This is a genomic window from Gammaproteobacteria bacterium (assembly GCA_017999615.1).
Lineage (GTDB): Bacteria > Pseudomonadota > Gammaproteobacteria > JAABTG01 > JAABTG01 > JAGNLM01.
In genome coordinates, this window is the sequence record JAGNLM010000007.1 from 31235 (window position 1) to 54659 (window position 23425).

Below are 23425 nucleotides of genomic sequence, written 5' to 3' on the forward strand. Positions count from 1 at the left end.
GACAGGCATATTAGTCGGCCCCCGGTGGAGAGTGCAACCTGTAACCCGGGTTCCGGGTTTCCGGCCCCGGGTGCAGAAGGCGCGTGAGGAGCTCGCATGATTGTCGTGACCCCTGCCATGGTCCTTGCGGACGAGGAGCTGGAGCTCAGGTTCGTCCGTGCCCCCGGACCGGGGGGGCAGAACGTGAACAAGGTGGCCACGGCCGTGGAGCTGCGTTTCGACGCGGCGCGGTCGCCGGGCCTGTCCGAGGCGGTCCGCACGCGGCTGCGCACGCTGGCGGGCCGGCGCCTGACGGCGGACGGGGTGCTGGTCATCCAGGCCCACCGCTTCCGGACCCAGGAGCGCAACCGTGAGGACGCCGTCGATCGGCTGGTGGCGCTCCTGCGGGCCGCGGCCGAGGCGCCGAAACCAAGGCGCGCAACGCGCCCGACCCGCGCTTCCCAGGAGCGCCGGATCTCGTCCAAGAAGCAGCGGGCCGTGACCAAGCGCGGGCGTCAGCGGCCCGAGGACGGCGGCTGAGAGGGGCTCCGGCGTAGCGTCCGGGCGAGGAGTCGCCCGCACCCCCCGGGCAGTTCCGCGAGCCGCGCAAGGAGGGCCGCCACGGGTGCGGCAAGGCCTCCGGGGGCCGGGCTGCCGGGCATGTGCCAGAGGGTCGCGCCGCTCTCCGAGAGGGCGCTCTCGGGGCCCGAGACCTCGACCACCACCGGTGTCACGTCGAGGTGGAAGTGGCTGAAGGTGTGCCGGAAGGTGGGCCACGCCGTGACGCTTTGGGGCCGGGCGCCGAACCGGAGCAGGCACCAGTGCTCCACCGGCTCGTCGACGCCCGCCTCGGGGAAGGCCCAGAGGCTCGCCCAGACGCCGGTCGGCGGCCGGCGCTCGAGGAGCACCGCGCCCCCGGTGTCCCGGACGATGAGAAAGCGGGTCGCGCGCGCGGGCAGTGGCCGTGCAGCCCGGGGCCGGGGGTAGCGGTCGACCTCCCCGGAGGACCTCGCCCCGCAGTCCTCCGCCACCGGGCAGCGCTCGCAGGCGGGTCGCCGGGGCAGGCAGAGGGTGGCGCCCAGGTCCATGATCGCCTGGGTGTAGTCGGAGACCCGGTCGGCCGGGGTGTGGGCCTCGGCGAGGGCCCAGAGGCGCCGCTGCGTGGGGCCGGCGCCCGGCCATCCGTCCACGCGGTGGTAGCGGGCGAGCACGCGCTTGACGTTGCCGTCCAGGATCGCGTGGCGCTGGCCGAGGGCCAGGGCGAGGATGGCGGCCGCCGTGGACCGCCCCACGCCGGGCAGGGTGGCCAGCGCGGCCGCATCCCGGGGCAGCTCGCCCCCGTGGAGGTCGCGGATGCGGGCGGCGGCCCGGTGCAGGTTTCTCGCCCTCGCGTAGTAGCCGAGCCCGCTCCAGAGGGAGAGGACTTCGTCGAGGGAAGCGGCCGCGAGGGCTGCGGCGTCGGGAAACCGGGCGACGAACCGCTCGAAGTAGGGCGCGGCGGTCGCGACCCGCGTCTGTTGCAGCATCACCTCCGAGATCCAGACACGGTAGGGCGTGCGCTCCTGCTGCCACGGCAGGTCCTTGCGCCCCTCCCGGTCGTGCCAGGCGAGCAGGCGGGGTGGGAAGGTGTCGAGTCCGTCTCTCAGTTGAAGAATCCGCGGAGCAGGTTCTTCGCCTTCTCTCCCTTTTCGCCGCCGAGCTTGCGGTCGATGGCGTCCTCGACCTTCCGGCGCAGTTGCTCCCGAGCGCCGGCCTTGACGGCATCGTCGAGCTCGAGCCGGTAGGTGAGATTCTGCAGCGGCCCGGAGACGTGCAGGGGGATGGGGACCCCGCGCAGGTCCTCAAGGTCCCGTCCGCCCTGTCCCTTGCCGGTTCCGACGATATTCGCCGTCAGGAAATAGTCGATCGCCTGGCGGCGCAGATCGGCGGTGCCGCGGCCCTCCAGGCGGAGCAGGGGGGACTTGGCCTGGAGGTCGTCGTTGCGGGCGACCCCGGCGGAGATGCGGAACGTCCCGTGGAGCTCCGAGAAGTCGGTCTCCGCGGGGCCCTCGCTCTCGCTGAGCGGTTGGCCCTCGAGTCTGGCGCGGGCCTGACGGATGGCGCGACCGATGTCGAAGCCTTGGATCGCGCCGTCCCGCAGGCCGAATCGCCCGTCTCCGTTGAGCGAGCCCAGCGCGGTGTCGGCGTCGGCCGCGTCGAACTGCACGCGCAGGGTTAGGTCTCCGCGCCCGGACACCGTGGCCTTGCCGGCCATGGCCTCCAGGAGCGAGGTCATCTGCACGCCGCTCAGGCGGTGGTCCAGGTGGACGCGGGGCGGGCCCCGCCGCAGGTCGATCTCCGCACGTCCGCTGTGGGTGCCCTGGAACAGGTGCGCCTCGATCGGGTCCAGACGCAGGACGCCCCCCTGGGTGGCGACCTTCACCGAGAGGTCGGTCACCCGGGCCCCGGCCGCCCGGACCTCGTCCGCGCGCAGCCGCCCCTGCAAGTCGGCTCCGAGAATCCATGCGGGCACGGCCACGGGCACGGGTACGGGCGTGGGCGTGGGCGTGGGCGTGGGCGCGGCACCGGCCGGCTCCTCGCCCGCCGCGGGGCCCCGGCCCTTCGGGCCCGTCTCCGGCCCGGGCGCGGCGGCGACCTCCGCACCGGCTGGCGGGGTGGTCTCGCCGGGTGCGTCTCCCGCGGCTGCGGGCGTTCCGGCCTGGGATGCGGCACCGTCCGGTGCCCCGCTCCCGGGTGCCGGAGCGCCTTCGCCCGCCCCACCCTTGCCCGGGGGCAGGTAGCGGTTGAGGTCCAGCCGGTCCAGCAGCAGGTCGAAGCGCGCGGCGGGCCCTGCGAAGGAGGTGACCTCGACCTGGCCCTCCAGCGTCGAGTCGTCGACCCGCAGGCTCACCGGGCTCACGGTGGCCGACCCGGCGTTCCCGGCGACGCGGGCCCCGAAGGCCACGCGGCTGAGCGCCTTGGGGTCGGCCGTGCGCGGCGGCTGGCCGGTGAGGGCCTCCAGGAGGGGCCGGAGGTTGGTCTCGCGGGTGTCGATCGAGGCGCTGTAACGAAGCGCCCCCTCAGGCCATTCCACCACGGCCGAGGACTCGGCCCCGACCCCCGCCAGGACCAGTTGCAGCGGCCCCGTCCGGACGGTCTGGCCGGAGAAGTCGGCGTCCAGCTGGCCCGTGGCCGTGAAGTCGATCCCCTCGCGGGGAAGCCCGGGTCCCGCCGCGTGCACCGCGACCTGCAGGTCGCGCACCCGGTACTGGCCGCGGTCGGGGTCGGTGTCCACCCGGGCCTTCACCTCGAGCTGGCCCCGCAGCCCGGAGGCGGTGTCGCTTCCCTTCAGGGTCAGGGTGAGCGGGACAGGGGTGCCCGGTGCGATCGTGCCCGTCCGAAGGTCCACACCCTCCACCAGCACGCGGCGGCCCGTCGCCTCGTCGGTCCAGGAAACGCGGCCTTCCCGCAGGCTCACTCCGCCGACCGCCAGGGTGAGGGGCAGGACTGCCGGGGTCGCCGCGGGTGCGCCCCCGGGGCCTGCGGGTGACGTCTCAGCAGGGGCGGCAGCGCCAGCCACCGGAAGGTCCTGCCAGTTGGTGCGGCCGTCGCGGCTGCGCACGAGGCGCACGTCGAGCCCGTGCACAAGGACGGTGTCCGTCTCCACCTGCCGGTGCAGCAGCGGCAGCAGTTTGACCCGCAGGTCCGCGCGCTCGATGGTGGCGAACGTCGGTTCCTTGAAGCCGGCCGGGTTGCCCATCGTGACCCGCCCCACCTCCAGCCCGAGCCAGGGGAACAGGGAGAGGCGGACCCGCCCCGGCACCTCGACCGGCCGGCCGAGGCGCTCGCCGAGCTCCCGGGCGACCATGCCCTTGAAGTCGTTCGGGTCCACGACGAAGAGGACGAGCACGACGGCGAGCAGCACGGCGACGAGGAGCAGGCCGGCGGTCCAGCCGAGCAGATGCAGCAGGATCTTCATGGGGGCGAGGTGCGGGCTTGCGGCTCTGCCCGAACCTTACGATAGGGGAGGGTGGTTGGCAAACGCGGCCGGGCGCGGGCGTCAGACGCCGCGCAGGAAGGTCGCTGCGGGGCGCGGGGTCTCCGCCAGGGGAAGGTTTCCGGGGTGCGGGCGGGTGGGGCGGTACGGGCGGTACGGGGGCCGTACGCGGGGTGGGGCAGGAAGCCCGGCGGACCCGGAGGCCCGCCGGGCGAGGCTGGGGTTACTCGAGGGGCACGCCGCAGGTGGAGAGCCCGCCGGCCCCGCGGCTGACCTTGTCCACCGTCTCCCCACGGGAGTTCAGAAGCTCCACCTCCAGGGGCATCTTGCCGAGGGCGTGGGTCGCGCAGGACAGGCAGGGGTCGTAGGCGCGGATCGCCACCTCGATCTGGTTCAGCAGCGGCTCGGTGAGCTCGTGGCCGTCCAGGTTCTTCACGGCGACGTCGCGGATCGCCTCGTTCATCGCCTGGTTGTTGTTGGTGGTGGACACGATCAGGTTGGCCTTGGTGACCAGGCCCTCCTCGTTGATGCGGTAGTGGTGGAAAAGGCTCCCGCGCGGGGCCTCGACCAGGCCGATGCCTTCCTCGCGCATCTCGCCGCGCCGCACCAGCTCGCTGCCGCCGATGTCGTCGTCGAGGAGCAGTTCCTTGATCATCTCAGCGGAGTACAGCAGCTCGATCATCCGGGCCCAGTGGTAGGGCAGGGTGGCGTGCACGGGGCGCCCGCCGCTGATCTTCATGAAGTCCTTGCGCTCGGCCTCGGCCAGAGGGGTCGAGATGAAGTCGCAGTTGTTCACGCGCGCGAGCGGCCCGACCCGATACCAGCCGCGGTCCGGCCCGAGCGAGCGGATGAACGGGAACTTCATGTAGCTCCAGGGCTTGATCGCCTCGTGGATGTAGTCGTCGTAGTGCCGGTAGTCCACGTGGTCGAAGATCGTCTTGCCCTCGGGGTCCCTCGCCCGCAGCCCTCCGTGGTAGAGCTCGAGGGCCCCGTCGTCGCGGATCATCCCGAGCATGTTGCTCGGGAAGTTGGCGAACTCCATGTGGTACGCGGGGCTCTTCTCGTAGAGTCCCTTGCAGAGGTGAACCGCGTCGCGGCCCCAGGCGATCATCTGGTCGATGTCGGCCAGCAGGTAGTCGCGCTCCTCGTGCGAAAGGCTCTTGTTGACGCCGCCGGGGATCGCACCCGTGCCGTGCACGCGCTTGCCGGAGGTCACGCGGATGACCTCCTGCCCGTACTTGCGCAGCTTCACCCCCTGGACCGCGATGGCGGGGTGATCCTGGATGACGCCCACGATGTTGCGGTGCGGGACGGGGTCATCGTAGCCGAACAGGAGGTCCGGCGAGGCCAGGTGGAAGAAGTGCACCGCATGCGACTGCACGGTCTGACCGAAGTGCATCAGCTGGCGGACCTTGAGGGCGGTCGGCGAGATCTCGTCCACCCCGATCAGCATGTCGGTCGCCTTGGCGGCGGCGAGGTGGTGGCTCACCGGGCAGATGCCGCACAGCCGCTGCACGACGACCGGCAGCTCCCAGTAGGGACGGCCCTGGATGAACTTCTCGAAGCCCCGGAACTCCACGATGTGCAGGCGTGCCTGGTGGATGTGGTTGTCGTCGTCCAGCAGCAGCGTCACCTTGCCGTGCCCCTCCACGCGGGTCACCGGCTCGATCACGACGCGCTTCAGGCCCTGGGGATTGGCGGCGGTTTCTAGACTTGTCATGGTGTTGCTCCGTTGCAGGCGGGCGACTCCGCGGCGGTGATCAACGTGACCGGCGTCACCTAGTCGTAGTGGATCTGGGTGTACGGGAACGCGATCGGCTTGCCCTGGATGAGCTCCGTGAGAAAGGTCCAGATGGCGTCGGCCGACGGCGGGCAACCGGGCAGGAAGTAGTCGACCTTGACGACCTCGTGTAGCGGCCGGACCTTGTTCAGGAGCAGCGGGATCTCGGCGTCGTTGGGGACCATGGGGTTCTCGATCCCCATCCCCTCCACGTAGGACTCCCGCAGGCACTCCTCGAGCGTGAACTGGTTGCGCATCGCGGGGATGCCGCCGTTGGTGGCGCAGGCCCCCATGGCGACCAGGATCTTGCAGTGGTGCCGGAACTCCCGCAGCACTTCGACGTTCTCGGCGTTCGCGACGCCGCCCTCGATGATCCCCACGTCGCAGGGGCCGATCTCCTTGATGTCGGTGATCGGCGTGCGGTCGAAGTCCACCACCTGCACGAGATCGAGGATCCGCTCGTCGATGTCGAGCAGCGACATGTGGCAGCCGAAGCAGCCGGCCAGTGAGGCGGTCGCGACCTTGATCTTCTCAGGCATGGGCGTTCTCCTCGTCGTGAGCGGCGACGTCACCCACGACGCTGATGTCCTGCTGGTCGTAGAGGCGCTCACCGATGGGCACTTCGAAGCCCTTGTGCTTGGGCAGGATGGCACCGACCGGGCAGACGTGGAACGCCTTGTCGTCGACGGAGAAGTCGGTGTCCCCGAGCTTGCCGCTCGCGGCGTTCACGATGAGCTTCGCGTTGATCCCACGGCCCGTGACCCCGAACACGTTCTTCTTGTCCACGTCGCGGCTCGCCCGCACGCAGAGCTCGCACAGGATGCAGCGGTTGAAGTCGAGCACCACCTCCGGGTGGGAGGCGTCGATGCGGCGCAGCGGGAAGAAGTGGGTGAAGTGCGGGCTCAGCATGCCGGTATAGTAGGCGAGCGCCTGCAGCTGGCAGCGCCCGCTCTTCTCGCAGGCCGGGCAGACGTGATTGCCCTCGACGAAGAGCATCTGCAGCAGCGTGCGGCGCATGTCCATGATCTCGTCGCTGCTGTTGTCGATGACCTGGCCGGCGGCTGCGGGCGCCGTGCACGCGGACTGGAACCGCCCGTTGACCTTGACCACGCACAGCCGGCAGCTGCCGTGGGGAACGAACTCTGGATTGTGGCAGAGGTGCGGGACGTAGACTTCGGCGGCGAGCGCCGCGTCCATGATCGTCTGGCCCTCGGTGAACGGGACCTCGCGGCCGTCGATGGTGATGGTCTGCTGATCGCTCATGATCGATCCCCTACGCGATGTGAGCGCGAACGTCGTCGCGACCGGTGAGGGCCCGCGCCTCGGAGAGCGCCCCGTCCAGATCGAACGCGGGCTCGAAGTCCTTGGACTTGAGCTTCTGGTTCCAGATCTCGGGGAATTTGTCGAGGCTGCCGAGCACCGGGTTGGGCGCGGTCAGCCCGAGGCCGCAGTGGCTGGCCTGCTTCATGACCTTCCCGAGGTGCTTCATCTCCTCCAGGTCGTACTGCGTCCCGTTGCCGGTGGCGACCTTCTCCACGAGATCGCGCATCAGCGAGGTGCCGACGCGGCAGGGAGTGCAGAACCCGCAGCTCTCGTGGGCGAAGAAGGCCGCGAAGTTGCGGACGACCGCGAGGAGATCGCGGCTGTGGTTGAAGATCATGAAGGAGCCGCCGGTCGCGACGTCCTCGTAGGCAATCTTGCGGCCGAAGTCCCGCTCCGGGACGAGCTGCCCGGCGGGGCCCGCGACCTGCACGGCGGCGGTGTCGCTCGCGCCGCAGTCATCCAGGATCTCCTGGATGGTGATGCCGAAGGGGTATTCGTACACCCCCGGGCGCGCGCAGTCGCCCGAGACCGAGAGGAGCTTCGTGCCCGGAGAGGTCGCGGTCCCCTTGGCGGACCACCACGCGCCGCCGTTGGCGGCGATCTTCGCGGCGGCGGAGAAGGTCTCCACGTTGTTGACCACCGTGGGCTCGTTGTCGTGGCCGTGGGTCACGGGGAACGGGGGACGTTTGCGTGGGACTCCGCGCTTGCCCGCGAGCGATTCCAGCAGCGCCGACTCCTCGCCGCAGATGTAGGCGCCCGCACCGAGGTGGATCTCGATGTCGAAGTCGAAGCCCTCGACGCCGAGGATGCTCTTGCCGAGGAGGCCGGCGCGCCGGCGCTGCGCGAGCGTGTACTCGAGCAGCTCGAGCATGTAGCGGTACTCGCCCCGCAGGTAGAGGAAGCCCCGTCGGGCGCCGATGACCCGGGCGCAGACGGTCATGCCCTCGAACAGCAGGTTGGCGTGGCCCTGGAGGAGCACGCGGTCCTTGAAGGTCCCCGGCTCGCCCTCGTCGGCGTTGCAGACCACGAAGTGTTCGTGGCCGGCTGCGGCGCGGGAGAGCGCCCACTTCTGCGCGGTCTTGAAGCCCGCGCCGCCGAGGCCGCGCAGGCCCGAGGTCATCATTTCGTCCAGGATGGCGTCCGGCCCCTGGGCGAGGACCGCCCGGATGCCCGAGCCGTCGATGAACGGTGCGCCGAGGAGCAGGTCGCGGCGGCGGACGTTGTCCTCGACCTCGCAGTAGATGCCCGGCCACTTCTGCAGTGGCACCCCGCGCTCGATCAGGTCAGCGATGGTGTCGACGCGCGCGGGCGTCAGGTGGGTCAGCGCGAGCCCGTTGACGAGGATCGCCGGGCCCTGGTCCGGCATGCCGGTGCAGGAGGTGTTGTCCACCGTCACGCGCCCGTCGGCGCGCGGCACGCCGGGCTCCACGCCGAGCCGCTCGCACAGGCGGGCCATCAGGTCCTCCTTGCCGAGCATGCGGTCGACGATGTTGTCGCTGAACAGTACGTCGTATTGGCCGCGCGGGGTCCCGTGCAGGAACGAGTAGAACTCGACGACGCTCCGCACGTTCATGGCTGGCACGCCGATGGCCTGCCCGACCGTTTGCACGGCGTCGTCGCAGACGCAGCCTTGTTGGTCCTGTACCGTCCGTAAGACCTGCAGGAGGTTCCTGCGGTCCCGTCCGTACCGGTCCACCACCTCGGCGACGAAGCGCTCGAGCCCTGTCTGTGCGCTGGTCATCCTCGAGACCCCTCCTGTCAGGCCGCGCCCGTGGGCGCCCACAGCACCCCTCCCGGCAGGGACGGGCACGGAAAGAATATGAGCAAGTAATGATGTTCCATCGGCCCCTCTGATACATGATGCAGATCAAGACGGGCGGGGCGGCACGGGTGTCTTCGTCTAACCCATCCGGGATATCTCCACTGGCCGTGCAAGGTTCGCTCGCGCAGCGAGAAAGGTAATTGTTGTTAAGTTTGTTTTCGCGTGACCGTGCGCGGAAGACCGTGGAAGACAAACCGAAGCGCGCGCGCTCGTGCGACGCCCTTCATACTTGCCCCAGATCACGAAATGCGTTCAATGCTCACCGGACGCGTGCGCTGCGCCTTGCAGAGTGCATAAGAAAAGAGTTAAATTCTCAACTACTAATTTACCTCCCATACCGCGAAGGTCCCCCCCATGGACGACACCCTCAAGCGTCTGCTGGACACCGAGCTCCGTGCAGGAGAAGCCGTGCAGGAGGCGAAGGGCAAGCGTGAGGAGATCACTCACCAGTCCCTCGAAGAAGCGCGGCGGGCTGAGCAGCGCTTCCACGCCCGGGTCGGTGAGCTCCACGCGACGAGCCTCGAGAAGGCAAAGGTGAGGGCCGACCAGTCCATCGCCGAGTTGCGGCGGCGCTACGATGAGCGGGGGAAAGAGCTGCGCCAGGGCGCGGAGGCTCGGGAGAACGATGCCATCGAAGCGGCGCTCTCGGTCCTGTTGAAGGGAATCCGGAGCTGACGCCGTGGGTGGCGCCCGCTATGCGTACCTGAACACCCGAGTGTCGCTCTTCGCGGCGCGTCTGCTGTCCCGGGAGCGTCTCGAGGCACTGGTGGACCAGCCAGGCGCCGAGCTCCCTGAAGCCGGCGACGTCAGCGCTTTCCTCTCTCCGGGCGGGCCGGACCCCGTGCGTCTCGAGCAGACGCTCCTCAGCCGGACCCGCCACGACTTCCAGGTTCTCGCCCGGCCGGTGCGGCCCAAGGAGCGCGCGCTCCTCACCTACGGGTTCCTGTGGTTCGAGCTGATGAACCTGAAGGCGATCATCCGGGGCAAACTGAGCGGATTGCCGGAGAAGGCCATTCGCGTGCAGATCCTCGACTTGGGCGCATACGCCACACTGCCGGTCGACGAACTGTTGCGCGCGGAGGACGCGGCGGAGATGCTGCGCCGCCTCGAGGCCACCGTTTACAGCGACATCGCGCGGCACGCGCGGCGGGTCTATGAAGAGCACAAGGACCTGTTTGCGGTCGACGCAGCCATCGACCGGCGGTACTTCGCCCAGCTGCTCTCCCGGGTGCGCAATCTCGGCGGGGCGGAGCAGGCCGCCGCGGAGGACCTGGTCGGGCGGGTGCTCGACCGGTTCAATCTCGCCTGGCTGCTGCGGTATCGCTTCTCCTACAACCTCCCGCCGCCCGAGGCGTACTACCTGTTGGCCCCGGCTGGCCGAGTGCTGAAGGCCCAGCGCCTGCAGGCGCTCGCTCAGCTCGGTTCGCTGGAGGAGGTCGTGGAGGCCCTGCCGACGGAGATAAAAGAGCGTCTGGCGGGCGTCACCTCGGTCAGCGAAGCGGACAACCGGCTCGATGAGATGATGCTGGACGCCGCCGCCGAGGCACTGCAGAACCCCGCGCGCCCCATCGCGCGGGCCTTTGCCTACCTGGTCGTGCGCGACGGCGAGATGCGCCGCTTGATTGCGATCGTGAAGGGCCGGCGCATGGGGATGCCCACCGACCTCGTCCGCTTTGCCGCGAACCTGGAGTCCGCCTGAATGTTCAGCCCGTTGCCGATGCAGCGCGTCAGCCTGCAGACTCTGCGCGAGGCCGCGCCCCAGGCGGCGGTCATTCTGGCCCGCATCGGGGTCTTTAACCCGGAGACCATCGACGTCCCCGAGGGGGCGCTGCCGGATTCCCCGGGCGAGCGCTTCCGCGAGGTCTTCCTGAGCGGGAAGGCCCGTCTCCTGAAGATTCAGACCGGGGGCTACTGTCCGCTCGACATCGCGACCGACCTCACGCGCGTCGTGGACCTGGACGAGCTGGAGCGCACCAACATCTACCTCGGGGACCTCTGGCACGAGCTCTCCGAGCTCGAGGAGGAGGAGCGTACCCTCGAGGAGCGCGGAACCTCTCTCAAGCAGCTCGGCGAGAGCCTGGAGCGCTTCGCGGCCCTCGACGTGGACCTCGGCGTGCTGCAGCGGCCGAAGGAGTTCCTGTCGGTTCAGGTGGGCACGGTGAACCGCGCGAATCTGCGGCGCCTGGAAGAGGCGGCCTCCCTTGCGGGGCACTTCGTTCGCCCCTTCTATGAGACCAAGGGCGTCGTCTATCTGGTGGTCGCCGGTCCCTCCGAGTCCGCCCACGACATCGAGGCGCTGTTGCGGACCGCGGAGTTTCGCGCCCTTTCGATCCCGGAGGAGTTCCGGGACCACCCCGAGCAGATCCGCACTGAGCTTGCGGCCAAGGCCGAGGAGCTGAAGCGGGAGAATCGTGAGAAGGCGAAGCAGATCGATATCGTGGTGGCGAAGCACCAGGACCGCCTCGCGACGGCCTGCCGGACCCTCGCGGTCGCGGAGCCGTACGCCGAGCTCGCGACCCGGATGAAGGCCATGGGCGGTCTCGCGGTGGTGGAGGGCTGGATCCCCAGGGACGACGTCGAGGCGCTGGGTGACGCGCTGCGGGGCGGATTGTCCGTGCCCTACGTGCTCACGGCACGCGACCCGCTCCCGAGCGAGCGGCCTCAGGTTCCCTCGGTCATGCGCCATCCCCGCTGGATGCAGCCGTTCGTCGCGCTGGTCTCCAACTACGGCATTCCGCGCTACGGCGAGATCGACCCCACTGTGCTCTTCACGGTGAGCTTCATCGTGATGTTCGGCATGATGTTCGGTGACGTGGGCCACGGTGCGGTCATCGCGATTGCCGGTCTGCTGTTCCGCAAGCGGCTCCCCGAGGTTGTTCCGGTCATGATCTCCGCCGGCATCTCCTCGGTCGTTTTCGGCTTCATCTACGGCAGCGTCTTCGGCAACGAGCACGTTCTGCACCCGCTCTGGATATCTCCGATGTCCGATCCGCTGCGGATGCTCAAGGTGGCCCTCTACTGGGGCATCGGGTTCATACTTTTCGCAAATGCGCTCACGTTCTACAACCTGATCCGGGAGGGCCGGTTCGCGGCCGCGCTGTTCGACGCCCGCGGTGTCGCCGGCTCCCTGCTCTACATCGGAGGCGTCTACGCGGGCCACCGCTGGATGGGCTCCGGTGTCCTGGGGCTGCCCGAGGCGCTCGCTGTCCTGGTTCCGCTGGCGATGGTCATGGCCTTCCATTGGTTCCATTTCCACGGCCCGATCGGTGAGCGCCTCCTGGTCACCATCGTCGAGGGCTTCGAGTCGCTGATGGGATACCTGGCGAACACCCTCTCGTTCCTTCGCGTCGCCGCCTTCGCACTCAACCACGTGGCACTCTCCCTGGCGGTGTTCACGCTGGCTGGCATGCTCGATACCGCAGGCCACTGGATCATGATCCTGATTGGCAACCTCTTCATCATTGTCGTCGAGGGCGCCATCGTGATGATCCAGACCCTGCGTCTCGAATACTACGAGGGCTTCTCGCGCTTCTTCCGCGGCGACGGCCGGGCGTTCCAGCCGCTGCGCCTGCAGGGGCTGGTTCGCTGGTAAGCGATACCGGAAATCGGCACTGTCCGAGACATAACCACACGTCGCATCCATTCACTCAACCTAGAAAAGGAGCACATGTCATGTACTGGCTGCTTGCCTTGATGTCCATCAGCCTCCTCGGCGTCGTTGCACTCGGCTTCTTCTTCGAGGTCCGTCCTGCCCCCCGCAACCCAGCCGTCTTCGGTTGGCTGAGGGGCGCCGTGGGCCTGAACCTTCTCACCTACTTCGGCGCGCTGGTCGGTGTGCTCTTCCTGGGCGTGAACGACGTGATGGCCGCCGAGCCGGCGGTGGCAGCGGAGGCGGCGAAAGAGGTCTCGCTCGGCCTTGGCCTCGCCCTGATTGGCATCGGCCTGCCGACTGCCGTGGCCACCGTCGCCGCGGCCATTGCCGTGGGCCCGGTGGGTACCGCCTCGCTCGCCGTGATCGCGGAGAAGCCCGAGGTCTTCGGCCGTACGCTCGTGTACCTCGGCCTGGCGGAAGGTATCGCGATTTACGGTCTGGTGGTCACGATCCTGCTGCTGGGAAAGATCTGATGCGGATCATCGCCATGGGCGGCGCCGCGCTCGTGCAGGGGTTCGCCCTGCTCGGCGCCGAGGCCTTCGAGGACGCAACCAGAGAGGACCTGGATCGGGTGCTGGGCGACCTCCTGCGCAGTCATGACCAAGCGCTGGTGTTCGTGGAAAGCGCATTGGTGGCGCGCGGGGGCCGGAACCTCGACCGGGTCCGAAGGGAGGGGGGGCGCATCATCGTGAGCGAGATCCCCGCCCTGGACGCGCCCGAAAGCTACCGGCCGCCCGTCGAGGCACTGGTGACCCGGGTGCTGGGGCCCTCGGCCCTTGAGGAGAGGACATGAATCCGAACGATCAGGTCGCGTCGCTCGAGCAGGCCATATTCGAGCGCGCGAAGAACCTCGCCGACGAGCACCTGCGGCAGGCGCAGCGGGCGCGGGAGCGAATTCTCGCTGACTCCGCGGAGCGGCTGCGTCTGCTCGAGGAGAAGGAGATGTCGCTCGCCAAGAGCCGAGCGGAGCGCGAGTTCCGTCGGCTCGTCCAGTCGGCCGAGATCCACATGCAGGCCGACATGGACCGGATGCGCTGGGGGCTGGTGCAGTCGGTCATGCAGGGGGTGAACGGCCGGCTCAAGACGCTGCAGGCGAACGACGAGTCTGGGCTCGCCCTGTTGCGTGCCCTGCTCGTGGAGGCCGCCTCGGCCATCGAGCGCGACGAGCTGGTGGCTCGGGTGAGCGTCTTCGATCACGGTCGGGTTCAGGGGCGGTGGGACCTGGAGTTCCGTAACGCGGTGCCAGGCAAGACGATCGGTCTCTCCCCGGACGCCTGCCCCTGCTCGGGCGGAGTGCTGGTGGAGAGCGTGGACGGGCGCATCAGCGTGGATAACACCTTCGAGGGCCGCATGTCGCGGCAGAAATCCGACCTCGAGCGGGTGATCCTGGAGCGTCTGTTTGCCTCGGCGGGTCAGATGGGGATGCTCTTCCATGGGTAGGATCATCGAAATCAACGGGCCGATCGTGACGGTGGAGCTGCCCGGGGTGCGCAACGCCGAGCAGGTGAAGGTCGGCGACTTGGGGCTGGTGGGCGAGGTGATCAGCCTCGACGGCACGACTGCGGTCGTGCAGGTCTACGAGTCCACCGAGTCGCTCAAGCCCGGCCAGTTGGCAGAGGCCCTGAACCGACCGCTGTCGGTGGAGCTCGGGCCGGGTCTCCTCGGCCAGATCTTCGACGGCGTGCAGCGCCCCCTGCCCGCGATCGCGAAGCTTTCGGGCGACTACGTGGCGCGCGGTCTCGCCGTGCCTGCGCTCGACCGGGAGCGACGCTGGGAGTTTCGCCCGAACGCGAGCCTCCAGGCGGGCAAGCCGATCGACGCAGGGGTCATCCTGGGCACGGTCCAGGAAACGGACACCATCGAGCACCGGATCCTGGTGCCACCCGACGTGAGCGGTGAGCTCCTCGAGCTCGCGCCGCCGGGTGAGTACACGGTCGAGGAGGCGGTGGCGCACGTTCGGGATCACCGGGGCGAGGTGCACAAGCTGCGCATGTACCACACGTGGCCCGTGCGCCGGCCGAGGCCCTATGTCATACGCGACCACGCGGCGGCGCCGCTCATCACCGGCCAGCGTGTGCTCGACACCTTCTTCCCGCTGCTGAAGGGCGGAAAGGCCGCCGTGCCCGGGCCGTTCGGTGCCGGCAAGACGGTTGTGCAGCAGCAGGTCGCCCGCTGGTCCAACGCGGACATCGTGCTCTACGTGGGCTGCGGGGAGCGGGGCAACGAGCTCGTGGACGTGCTCGAGACCTTCCCCGAGCTGAAGGACCCGCGCACCGGGCGCTCGCTGATGGAGCGGACCTTCCTGGTGGCGAACACCTCGAACATGCCGGTGGTGGCCCGCGAGGCCAGCATCTATGTCGGCGTGACCATGGCCGAGTACTACCGCGACCAGGGCTACGACGTGGTGATGGTGGCGGATTCCACCAGCCGCTGGGCCGAGGCGCTTCGCGAGGTCGGCGGGCGCCTGGGGCAGATGCCCGTCGAGGAAGGTTACCCGGCCTACCTCGCGTCGCGTCTTGCCGCCTTCTACGAACGTGCGGGCCGCGTGAAGACGCTGGCCGGTTCCGGAGGGTCGGTGACGCTGATCGGCGCGGTGTCGCCGCCGGGCGGTGACTTCTCCGAACCGGTGACCAGCCACACCAAGGAACTGGTGCGCACCTTCTGGGCGCTGTCCAAGGAGCTCGCGGACTCCCGGCACTACCCGTCGGTGAGCTGGAACGACAGCTTCTCGGACTACGTCTCCACCGCCGCCGGGTGGTGGGCTGAGCACGTAGACAAGACCTGGGCCGAAAAGCGCGCCGAGTGTCTTGCCATCCTCGCCCAGGCGGACGAGCTCGCGCGCATCGTGAACCTGGTCGGCCCCGAGGCGCTCTCGCCGGAGCAGCGCTGGGTGCTCGAGGGCGCGGGACTGGTGAAGGAGGGTGTGCTGCAGCAGAGCGCACTCGATCCTGTCGACAGCTACTCCTCGCCCGAGAAGCAGTACGAGTTGATGGCGCTGATGCTCGAGATCTACCACCAGGGCCGGGACCTGCTGAAGCTTGGAACGCCGGTGGAGCAGCTCTCCGGCCTGCCCATCATGGGCAAGGCGCGGCGATTGAAGTCGGCGCACCGCAGCGAGGCGATCGACCAGATCAGGGCCTTCGGCGACGAGATCCGTGCGACGTTCGACCCGATCCGCTCGGAATACAGCGCGGCCAAGGGGAAGCAGGCATGAAAGAGAAAGAATACCGCATGGCTACCGCCGCCCGGGGCGCCCTCCTGTTCATGAAGGGCGTGCCCGACGTGGCCCTCGGCGACCGCGTGCAGGTCCGTGACCACAAGGGCAACCTGCGCAACGGTCAGGTCATCAAGACCTCGACCGAAATGGCGCTCGTGCAGGTGTTCGAGGGCACCGAGGATCTCGACCTCGACCGGACGTGGGTCCGGTTCCTGGAAGAGCCCTTCGAGGTCCCGCTGTCGCCGGCGATCCTGGGCCGCATCTTCAACGGCGTCGGCGAGCCCCGCGACGGGCGCCCCCCCATCGTCTCTTCCCTCAAGCGGAACGTGAACGGCTCTTCGGTGAATCCCGCCTCGCGGGCCTACCCGAAGGAGTTCATCCAGACCGGGGTGTCCACGATCGACGGCCTGAACTCCCTCGTGCGGGGCCAGAAGCTGCCGATCTTTTCGGGCTCCGGTCTGCCGCACAACCGGCTCGCCGCGCAGATCGTGCGCCAGGCCAAGCTGCCGGGCGAGGAGTCGAACTTCGCCATCGTGTTCGCGGCGATGGGCGTGTCCTACACGGACGCGCGCTTCTTCGAGGAGGAGTTCGAGTCGAGCGGCGTGCTCTCGAACGTGTCCATGTACATCAACCTGGCCGACGACCCACCGATGGAGCGGCTCATCCTGCCGCGCACGGCGTTGACGGCCGCCGAGTACCTGGCCTTCGAGCAGGACCGGCACGTGCTCGTGGTCATCACCGACATGACCCACTACGCCGAGGCCCTGCGCGAGGTGGCGACCGCGAAGGGCGACGTTCCGGCGCGCAAGGGCTATCCGGGCTACCTCTATTCGGACCTTGCGGAGATCTACGAGCGCGCGGGACGCATCCGCAACCGCCACGGCTCGATCACGATGGTTCCCGTGCTGTCGATGCCGTCCGACGACATCACGCACCCGATTCCCGACCTGACCGGTTACATCACGGAAGGTCAGATCGTGATGTCTCGCGAGCTCCACAACCAGGGCGTGTACCCGCCGGTGAACGTCCCCCCGTCGCTCTCCCGGCTGATGAAGGACGGTATCGGCAAGGACTTCACGCGCGAGGACCATCCTCGCGTGGCGAGCCAGCTCTACGCCTCCTACGCCCGGGCGCTCGAGGCCCGCAACCTGGCCTCGATCATCGGTGCGGAGGAGCTCTCCGAGCGCGACCGGCGTTATCTCGCCTTCGCGGACGCCTTCGAGAAGCGCTTCGTGGGCCAGGGGGAGGACGACGACCGTAGCATCGACGGGACGCTGACCCTGGCCTGGGAGCTGCTGTCCCTGCTGCCGTCCGACGCGCTGGCACGCGTGACCGAGGCGGACATCAAGAAGTACTACAACGCGGAAGCCAACGCGGCCGAAAGCTGAGGGCGCCGTGGAACAGCGACTGAAAGTACCGCCGACCAAGAGCAACCTGCTGCGCCTGAAGCGGCAGGTTGCCTTCCTGGTGCAGGGCCACACGCTGCTCGAGCGCAAGAAGGATCTGCTGACGCGCCTGGTGTACGAGCGGCTCGGCCACTACCGCAAGCTTCGTAAGCAGACCCGCCAGTCGGTGCAGGACGCCTACCGCTGGCTCGGGATCACCCACATGCGCATGGGCAAGCAGAAGCTGGGTCAGGTCGCCATGGGGCTGCCGCTCAGCATCGACGTGCACATCCTGCCGCGCAGCAGCCTGGGGGTGCAGTACCCTGCGGTGACCGCGGAGCGCCTGCCGCTGCAGCCGGTGGCGGCGCTCGGCACCGACGCCACCCTGGACGAGACCCGCGCGCGGTTCGCCGAGATGGCGGTGATGCTCGCCCGGCTCGGCGAGGCGGAGACCGCGCTCTGGCGCCTGCTCGAGGAGCAGCGCAAGACCCAGAAGCGGGTGAACGCGCTCAAGTACAACGTGATCCCGCGCTACCGCAACACCATTGCGTTCATCGTCTCGACCCTGGAGGAGGAGGAGCGCAACACCCTCTTCCAGATCAAGGTGCTGCGGGAGCGGGAGGCCCGCCGCGCTTGAGGAGGGCGCCCGTCGCCCTCGCGGGTGAACTTGACGTGTGTTAGGTCCTGGTGCACCATTGATGCAGATCATTTCTGTCCGTGGCGCTCGGAATAGAATTTTGGATCGTAGCGTAGCGGCACCAGAAGACTGACGCGGTTTCAGGAGTCTTGTTCATCACTCGCGTGAGGAGGCAGCAGTCATGACCAAGATGTCTCGTGTGCTGGCAGCGGCGGTGTTGGTGGGGGCGACCGGGATTGCGGCGGCGCCCGCCCATGCGTTCTTCGGCTGGTTCAACCCCTGGAACTGGACGGGCGGCGGTTACCCCTATGGCTGGGGCGGCTACCCGCACGGTTGGGGCGGTGGTCCGTATGGCTGGGGTGGCTATCCCGGCTACGGTTGGGGTGGTTTCCCGTACAGTTGGGGCGGCTATCCCTATGCCTGGGGCGGCTACCCGTACTACACCGCTCCGGTGGTCGTAGCGCCGGCGGCTTCGTCGACTTCCTCCGACAAGAAGTAGGCAACGCACGCCACCCCCCGCGCGGGGGGGTAAGCCATAAAAGGGGTGAGGCTACTCACCCCTTTTTTTCGGCCCGCTCTCTCCCTGCTGGACCAGTGGCTTCCGGCGGGTCTCCACGACCCGGTGCACGGTGCCGGGCCCGAGATCGGTCTCGTGCTGGGAGACGCCGTCGGGCCACTCGATGGCCACGAACGCGGCGCGCCCCGCTTCCCCGAGTCCGACGACCCGGGGGGTCAGCCCCTGGCCTGGGCCCGAGTGGGACCGATGGGCCTCGAGGGACGCCCGCCGGCCGTCGACCTCGACGCTGACGCGGGCCCCGATTCCCGAGGGGTCGGAGCGCAGCGCCTGGCTGGGGTCGGTCACGCCCGAGAGCTCGAGGGCGAGGAAGGGGTACCTGCCCGGTCCGGGGGCGGCGACGGCGAGCGGAATCGGTCCACCGAGCGACAGGACGGAGGGGCCGCGCGCGGGGTCGGCGGGCCAGGCGAGCGCGCCCGCGAGGGGATCCTCTTCCGGCGCCTGCGTTTCCGTGAGGGTCTTCCCGCTCGCGCCGAGGATCTGCCAGCCTCCGGGCCGCGCCAGGAGCAGCTCGAGGGCGCCGTTGCCGTCCGTGTCGACCACGGCGAGCTGGGCCCACGGGCCCTCATCCTCGAGGCGCGCAAGAACCTCCGCCCGGAAGCCCCCGTCCAGGGGGAGCCAGCGGTACACGCTGCCCTGGGGGTGGACCGTGTAGACCTCCGGCGAGCCGTCCCCGTTCAGGTCGGCGGCCAGCGCCGTGAGCGCCGGCGCGGCGGCGAGGGTCTCGTAGCCCTGGGCCGGCTGGTAGTCGCCGGCACCGCCGTTGAGGTACACCCCGTGGGGAGGCTCCTCGTTCAGCACCAGGAGGTCCACGTCGTGGTCCCGGTCCAGGTCGAGGGCGACGGCGGTGCGCGAGCCCCGCCCCGTCCCGGCGACCTCCATGCCGGCGGGGAGGGGCAGGAACGTGCCGTCCCCCTGGTTGGCCAGCAGCTCGTTCGGGCCGTCCCCGTTGACCACGAAGACGTCCAGGTCACCGTCCTGATCGGCATCGAGAAGGGCGGCGTCCACGCTGCGGTAGGTCCCCGCCGCCGTCCCGCCGCGCTCGCCGGTCGCCGCCCACTCTCCGGCGGCGGTCTGGAGCCACACTTGATTCGGTCCCCGGCGGGCGAGGAACACGTCCGTGCGCCCGTCCCGGTTCAGGTCACCCCAGGCGGCGGCCATCACGCCCGTGACCGCTGCGAGCGGGTGGGCGGTGTCTGCCGCGAACGTGCCGTCGGCTGTCGCCATCAGGACGAGATTGCGCGGCGGCGAGCCCGCAACGACCCTGGGCACGAACAGGTCGAGCCGGCCGTCGCCGTTCAGGTCGACCGCGGTGGCGGCCGCGGGCCGGTCCACCGCGAAGGCGAGGCGGGGCAGGCCCGAGACCGCCAGGGGCCGGGTCGGCTCGAACACCGGCCCTGGCGGGACGCGAAGCTTCTGCAGAGCCTCGGCGGTCCTCGGCAGGGCGCGCATGACGGGGACGGGGGCAGGGGTCTGCTGAACGGCCGCTGGCGGGGTGGGGACCGGCGGCGCGGTCTCCTGCGCGGCGGGCGGCGGCGAGGGAACCGGCGGGGCGACCGCCGGGGGGGGCTCTGCGTGCCCTGCGAGGGCCGATGTGAGAAGGGTTGCGGTGCCGAGGAGGCGAAGGGAGAGGGGTGCCATGAGACTCCGTTCGTGCAAAGGGCAGGGTCTGGCCAATATCCATGGACTTCCGGCCGCGGCAGATGATGCGGGTCAAGTGGGGAGCTGCGGGACGGCAGGGCGCGGCTGTGCCAGAATTCCGCGATGCCCCCCCGTCCCCGACGCCCAGCGGCCGCCGATGCCGTCCTCCGGGATCGGCAGGGGCACGTCCAGCCGCCGCTGAAGTGGGCGGGCGGGAAGCGCTGGCTTCTGCCGCACCTCGAGCCACTCTGGGCCCCGAACCGGGAGCGCCGGCTGGCCGAGCCCTTCTGTGGCGGGCTCGGGGTCGCCCTTGGCCTTCGCCCGGAGAGGGCGCTGCTGAGCGACGTCAACCCCCACGCCGTGAACTTCTACCTCTGGCTCCAGCGCGGCCTTGCGCTGGACGTGCGCGCGGAGAACGACGAGACGCTCTACTACGCCCACCGCGAGCGCTTCAACGCGCTCATCCTCGGCGGGCAGGCCGAGAGCCGGGAGGCGGCGGAGCTCTTCTATTACCTGAACCGCAGCGGATACAACGGGCTCTGCCGCTTCAACCGCAAGGGGGCGTTCAACGTGCCCTTCGGGCGCCACGCCCGCATCCACTACGTACGCGACTTCGCTCCCTTCCGGGAGGCGCTGGCGGGGTGGACCTTCCGCTGCGGCGACTTCGAGACGCTGGCACTCGAGCCCGAGGACTTCGCGTACGCGGACCCGCCCTACGACGTGCAGTTCGTGGACTACTCCAAGGACGGGTTCTCGTGGGACGACCAGGTGCGGCTGGCGCACTGGCTTGCCCGGCACCCGGGCCCCGTGGTCGCCTCCAACCAGGCAACCGCGCGGGTCCTGGAGCTCTACCGTGACCTGGGGTTCGCCATCCGCCTGCTGGACGCGCCCCGCTACATCAGCTGCACGGGGGACCGGTCCCCCGTGAAGGAGATGCTGGCGACCCGGGGGGTGGGGCGCTAGGCGCCCCCCAGAATTCGCGCCCGTGCTTCCGTGCTTCCGCCCGTGCTCCCGCGCCGTCAGCCCGGAGGCCAGCCCATGAGCCGGCCGGCCAGCACGTGCAGATGGACGTGGAAGACGGTCTGGCCCGCCTGGGCGTTGCAGTTGAGCACTGTGCGGTAACCGGGACCGGCGAAGCCCCTGTCGGCAGCGATGCGCTTCGCCGTGAGGAACAGCTTGCCCACGAGCGGGGCGTGGGCCTCGTCGAGGTCGTTCAGGGTGGCAATGTGCGTCTTCGGGATGACGAGGAAGTGCGTCGGGGCCTGGGGGTGGATGTCGTTGAAGGCGAGGACGTCGTCATCCTCGTAGATCACGTCGGGCCGGATCTCGCCGGCCACCATCTTGCAGAAGATACACTCGCTCATCGTTCCTCTCCGCCTCGAGATTCCCGCACCAGGCGTATGCCCACGTTGTCATAGCCCTGGGTGGGCGTGAGCCGGTCCCGCTTCGAGCTACGCAGGGCCGAGGAGGCGCTGCTGAAGGATCCGCCCCGCACCACGCGCCGGGTGCAGTCGCCGCCCTCCCAGACCGAGCCGTCCGTTGGGGCCCCTTCGTAGCTCGGGTGATAGCAGTCGTGGACCCACTCCGCGGCGTTCCCCGCGGTGTCGTGCAGCCCGAAGGGATTGGGTGCGAAGTAGCCCACGCGGGCGGTCTGCCGGGGATGCAGGCCGCTCTTGCAGTCGAAGCAGTGGGCGTTGCCGCGGCCCACATCGTTGCCCCACCAGAAGAGGGTGACGGTGCCGGCGCGGGCGGCGTACTCCCACTCGGCCTCGGTGGGCAGGCGATAGCGTTTGCCGGTCTCGCGGGAGAGCCACTGCGCGTAGGCGAGGGCGTCGTCCCAGGCCACGTGGACCACCGGGTGATGGGCGCGCTCCACCTCACCGCTGCTGGGCAGCCGGCGCTGGGTGGCCCGGGCGAAGCGGTCGTACTCCGCGAAGGTCACCTCGAACCGGCTCATCGCGAACGGGGGTACGGTCACGAGGTGGCGGGGGCGCTCGTCCAGGTTGAGCGGGGTGGGTACTCCGCCCATCTCGAACCGCCCACCCGGGAGCGACACCATCTCGGGGCCCTCGCCGCCCGTGCGGAGCCCGTCGCGGAACGTCCCGGCGGGTGCCGCCTGGGTCCGGTGGGGAGTCACCGGCTGTGCGGGCTCGGGGACCGCCGCGGTCTCGGGCGCAGGCTGAGGCTGCGGACCGGCTTCGCCCTCCGTCCCCTCCGGAATCGCGGTCTGGGCCACGGGAGCGGGGGCCGACACCCCGGGCGCCCCGGAGGAGGGGGGTGTGGGCCGCGTGTGCCAGAGGTAGGCGAGTGCCCCTGCCCCCAGGACCACCAGGGCGACTCCCACCCAGGGCAGGACCCGGCGCCGGCGCCGGGTCGCCGGGGGCTCCGGGGTCCAGGGCCGCTTCGGGAAGGGCGCCGGTGTCCACTCCGTCTCCCCTTCCGCCTCCGCGTCCTCGACCGGCTCGAGCTCCGGGATGTCCGCCTCGTCCACCGGCGCGTGGGCGCCCGCGGGAGCGGGGGCCGCCGGCTCCGTCCTCGCCGCGGGGGCCGCCGGCTCGTGTTTCTCGCTGCGCACCTCGCGGGTTCTGGCGTCCACGCAGACCACGGAGGTGTTGTCCTGGCGCGGTTGGGCGGCGTCCTCGACCGCCTTCAGCAGGGTGCCCACGCAATCCCTGGCGGTGGACGACCAGGCCGAGTGCTGGATGATGGAGCCCTGGCCAAGGGTGTCGAGCCCGTCGGTCGCGAGCAGCACCCGGTCGCCGGGCAGCAGCGTGAGCGGCCTCTCGGACAGGTCGATGTCGGCGATTTCCTCACCGATCATCGCGCTCATGAGCATGTTGGGTGAAAGATTGGGGTCGGGCTCCACGTCCGCCCCCATCTCCTTCATCCGCTTGATGTAGCCGCCGTAGCTGTGGTCGGCGTTCTTCTTCAGCAGCTGGCGGTCGCGCAGCAGGTAGAGGTGGCTGTCGCCCACGCTCACCCACCAGAGCCGGCCGCGGGCGAGAAGGGCGGCGACCAGGGTACAGCCCATGCCCTGGAGCGCGGGCGTCTCCTTCACGGCGGCGCGGATGGCGTCGTTCGCGGCGAGCAGGGACTGCTTGAGGGCGCTGGGGATGTCCTCCGTGGGGTAGAGCCCGGAGAAGGCCTTCTGGAAGGTCGAGGTGGCAATGTTGCTCGCGACGTTCCCTGCGGCGTGCCCGCCCATGCCGTCGGCGACGATCACGAGGGAGGCGGCGTTCGCGTCCTCCCCCTGGCCCAGGTGGGTGATGAGGAACGTGTCTTCCTGATAGTCGCGCGCCCCGTCGATCTGATTGCCCGCGATCTCGAACTGGAGTTCCACTTGGCGCCTCACCTGCAGCCTGAGTTGGCCGGTCTTCCCCGCGAGGCAGGGGGCCGGCAACGGTTAGGATAGCGACCTTCTGCCCTGCCGCATTAGACG

Annotated in this window: 21 protein-coding genes; 12 read left to right on the forward strand and 9 right to left on the reverse strand. The window is 69.6% G+C overall.

From position 1 onward, the window contains the following. The first annotated feature begins 96 nt into the window (after window positions 1-96). Window positions 97-519 carry an aminoacyl-tRNA hydrolase gene (gene arfB / locus KA217_07640; GenBank protein ID MBP7712318.1) on the forward strand — a complete coding sequence of 141 codons (423 nt, stop codon included), beginning with the start codon at window positions 97-99 and terminating at the stop codon, window positions 517-519. On the opposite strand, the gene mutY is transcribed toward arfB, so the two are convergent. From mutY to KA217_07670, 6 genes are all read right to left on the reverse strand, one after another. Further along, window positions 495-1625: an A/G-specific adenine glycosylase gene (gene mutY, locus KA217_07645; protein MBP7712319.1), complete on the reverse strand. Its 1131-nt coding sequence runs from the start codon at window positions 1623-1625 to the stop codon at window positions 495-497. The genes arfB and mutY overlap by 25 nt on opposite strands. Then, window positions 1622-3937 (reverse strand): AsmA family protein, encoded by a 2316-nt coding sequence (locus KA217_07650; protein MBP7712320.1) that lies wholly within the window; start codon window positions 3935-3937, stop codon window positions 1622-1624. The genes mutY and KA217_07650 overlap by 4 nt, the downstream gene beginning before the upstream one ends. Before the next feature lie 241 nt (window positions 3938-4178). Beyond that, window positions 4179-5675, reverse strand: a complete 1497-nt coding sequence (locus KA217_07655; GenBank protein MBP7712321.1) for a Ni/Fe hydrogenase subunit alpha — start codon at window positions 5673-5675, stop codon at window positions 4179-4181. Between the two features lie 59 nt (window positions 5676-5734). Then, window positions 5735-6274: an NADP oxidoreductase gene (locus KA217_07660; protein ID MBP7712322.1), complete on the reverse strand. Its 540-nt coding sequence runs from the start codon at window positions 6272-6274 to the stop codon at window positions 5735-5737. Further along, window positions 6267-6998, reverse strand: coding sequence for a (2Fe-2S)-binding protein (locus KA217_07665; GenBank protein ID MBP7712323.1), 732 nt, complete (start codon window positions 6996-6998; stop codon window positions 6267-6269). The genes KA217_07660 and KA217_07665 overlap by 8 nt, the downstream gene beginning before the upstream one ends. A gap of 10 nt (window positions 6999-7008) precedes the next feature. Further along, a complete protein-coding gene (locus tag KA217_07670) occupies window positions 7009-8799 on the reverse strand; it encodes an NAD(P)H-dependent oxidoreductase subunit E (protein ID MBP7712324.1) in 1791 nt (596 codons plus the stop codon). A gap of 435 nt (window positions 8800-9234) precedes the next feature. On the opposite strand from KA217_07670, the gene KA217_07675 reads away from it, so the two are divergent. From KA217_07675 to KA217_07720, 10 genes are all read left to right on the forward strand, one after another. Next, window positions 9235-9555 carry an ATPase gene (locus tag KA217_07675; GenBank protein ID MBP7712325.1) on the forward strand — a complete coding sequence of 107 codons (321 nt, stop codon included), beginning with the start codon at window positions 9235-9237 and terminating at the stop codon, window positions 9553-9555. Between the two features lie 4 nt (window positions 9556-9559). Next, window positions 9560-10579 carry a V-type ATPase subunit gene (locus KA217_07680; GenBank protein MBP7712326.1) on the forward strand — a complete coding sequence of 340 codons (1020 nt, stop codon included), beginning with the start codon at window positions 9560-9562 and terminating at the stop codon, window positions 10577-10579. Further along, a complete protein-coding gene (locus tag KA217_07685; GenBank protein ID MBP7712327.1) occupies window positions 10580-12472 on the forward strand; it encodes an ATPase in 1893 nt (630 codons plus the stop codon). An 80-nt stretch (window positions 12473-12552) separates the two neighbouring features. Further along, window positions 12553-13005, forward strand: coding sequence for an ATPase (locus KA217_07690; GenBank protein MBP7712328.1), 453 nt, complete (start codon window positions 12553-12555; stop codon window positions 13003-13005). Beyond that, a complete protein-coding gene (locus tag KA217_07695; GenBank protein ID MBP7712329.1) occupies window positions 13005-13325 on the forward strand; it encodes a hypothetical protein in 321 nt (106 codons plus the stop codon). The genes KA217_07690 and KA217_07695 overlap by 1 nt, the downstream gene beginning before the upstream one ends. Next, complete coding sequence (locus KA217_07700; protein ID MBP7712330.1) at window positions 13322-13972, forward strand: V-type ATP synthase subunit E; 651 nt, start codon at window positions 13322-13324, stop codon at window positions 13970-13972. Before KA217_07695 ends, KA217_07700 begins: the two co-directional genes overlap by 4 nt. After that, window positions 13965-15746, forward strand: a complete 1782-nt coding sequence (locus KA217_07705; protein ID MBP7712331.1) for a V-type ATP synthase subunit A — start codon at window positions 13965-13967, stop codon at window positions 15744-15746. Before KA217_07700 ends, KA217_07705 begins: the two co-directional genes overlap by 8 nt. After that, window positions 15743-17137: a V-type ATP synthase subunit B gene (locus KA217_07710; GenBank protein MBP7712332.1), complete on the forward strand. Its 1395-nt coding sequence runs from the start codon at window positions 15743-15745 to the stop codon at window positions 17135-17137. The genes KA217_07705 and KA217_07710 overlap by 4 nt, the downstream gene beginning before the upstream one ends. 7 nt (window positions 17138-17144) lie before the next feature. Further along, window positions 17145-17771, forward strand: a complete 627-nt coding sequence (locus KA217_07715; protein ID MBP7712333.1) for a V-type ATP synthase subunit D — start codon at window positions 17145-17147, stop codon at window positions 17769-17771. Between the two features lie 181 nt (window positions 17772-17952). Further along, a complete protein-coding gene (locus tag KA217_07720) occupies window positions 17953-18270 on the forward strand; it encodes a hypothetical protein (GenBank protein ID MBP7712334.1) in 318 nt (105 codons plus the stop codon). A 51-nt stretch (window positions 18271-18321) separates the two neighbouring features. Here KA217_07720 and KA217_07725 read toward each other — a convergent pair whose 3' ends face one another. Further along, window positions 18322-19797: a CRTAC1 family protein gene (locus KA217_07725; protein MBP7712335.1), complete on the reverse strand. Its 1476-nt coding sequence runs from the start codon at window positions 19795-19797 to the stop codon at window positions 18322-18324. A gap of 312 nt (window positions 19798-20109) precedes the next feature. On the opposite strand from KA217_07725, the gene KA217_07730 reads away from it, so the two are divergent. Further along, a complete protein-coding gene (locus KA217_07730) occupies window positions 20110-20949 on the forward strand; it encodes a Dam family site-specific DNA-(adenine-N6)-methyltransferase (protein ID MBP7712336.1) in 840 nt (279 codons plus the stop codon). A gap of 56 nt (window positions 20950-21005) precedes the next feature. Here the strand turns inward: KA217_07730 and KA217_07735 are convergent, their stop codons facing one another. Together KA217_07735 and KA217_07740 are read right to left on the reverse strand one after the other, a co-directional pair. Beyond that, window positions 21006-21350, reverse strand: a complete 345-nt coding sequence (locus KA217_07735; protein MBP7712337.1) for a histidine triad nucleotide-binding protein — start codon at window positions 21348-21350, stop codon at window positions 21006-21008. Further along, window positions 21347-23326 (reverse strand): SUMF1/EgtB/PvdO family nonheme iron enzyme, encoded by a 1980-nt coding sequence (locus KA217_07740; GenBank protein MBP7712338.1) that lies wholly within the window; start codon window positions 23324-23326, stop codon window positions 21347-21349. The genes KA217_07735 and KA217_07740 overlap by 4 nt, the downstream gene beginning before the upstream one ends. Window positions 23327-23425 lie beyond the last annotated feature (99 nt).

Bases quoted from the DNA above. Each gene is read 5' to 3' on its own strand.
- KA217_07685 (MBP7712327.1), top strand. From the start codon at position 10,580: ATGTTCAGCCCGTTGCCGATGCAGCGCGTCAGCCTGCAGACTCTGCGC.
- KA217_07710 (MBP7712332.1), top strand. From the start codon at position 15,743: ATGAAAGAGAAAGAATACCGCATGGCTACCGCCGCCCGGGGCGCCCTC.
- KA217_07735 (MBP7712337.1), bottom strand. From the start codon at position 21,350: ATGAGCGAGTGTATCTTCTGCAAGATGGTGGCCGGCGAGATCCGGCCC.
- KA217_07670 (MBP7712324.1), bottom strand. From the start codon at position 8,799: ATGACCAGCGCACAGACAGGGCTCGAGCGCTTCGTCGCCGAGGTGGTG.
- KA217_07665 (MBP7712323.1), bottom strand. From the start codon at position 6,998: ATGAGCGATCAGCAGACCATCACCATCGACGGCCGCGAGGTCCCGTTC.
- KA217_07720 (MBP7712334.1), top strand. From the start codon at position 17,953: ATGACCAAGATGTCTCGTGTGCTGGCAGCGGCGGTGTTGGTGGGGGCG.
- KA217_07705 (MBP7712331.1), top strand. From the start codon at position 13,965: ATGGGTAGGATCATCGAAATCAACGGGCCGATCGTGACGGTGGAGCTG.
- KA217_07660 (MBP7712322.1), bottom strand. From the start codon at position 6,274: ATGCCTGAGAAGATCAAGGTCGCGACCGCCTCACTGGCCGGCTGCTTC.
- KA217_07675 (MBP7712325.1), top strand. From the start codon at position 9,235: ATGGACGACACCCTCAAGCGTCTGCTGGACACCGAGCTCCGTGCAGGA.
- KA217_07725 (MBP7712335.1), bottom strand. From the start codon at position 19,797: ATGCGCGCCCTGCCGAGGACCGCCGAGGCTCTGCAGAAGCTTCGCGTC.
- arfB (MBP7712318.1), top strand. From the start codon at position 97: ATGATTGTCGTGACCCCTGCCATGGTCCTTGCGGACGAGGAGCTGGAG.
- KA217_07650 (MBP7712320.1), bottom strand. From the start codon at position 3,937: ATGAAGATCCTGCTGCATCTGCTCGGCTGGACCGCCGGCCTGCTCCTC.
- KA217_07655 (MBP7712321.1), bottom strand. From the start codon at position 5,675: ATGACAAGTCTAGAAACCGCCGCCAATCCCCAGGGCCTGAAGCGCGTC.
- KA217_07730 (MBP7712336.1), top strand. From the start codon at position 20,110: ATGCCCCCCCGTCCCCGACGCCCAGCGGCCGCCGATGCCGTCCTCCGG.
- KA217_07700 (MBP7712330.1), top strand. From the start codon at position 13,322: ATGAATCCGAACGATCAGGTCGCGTCGCTCGAGCAGGCCATATTCGAG.
- KA217_07690 (MBP7712328.1), top strand. From the start codon at position 12,553: ATGTACTGGCTGCTTGCCTTGATGTCCATCAGCCTCCTCGGCGTCGTT.
- KA217_07695 (MBP7712329.1), top strand. From the start codon at position 13,005: ATGCGGATCATCGCCATGGGCGGCGCCGCGCTCGTGCAGGGGTTCGCC.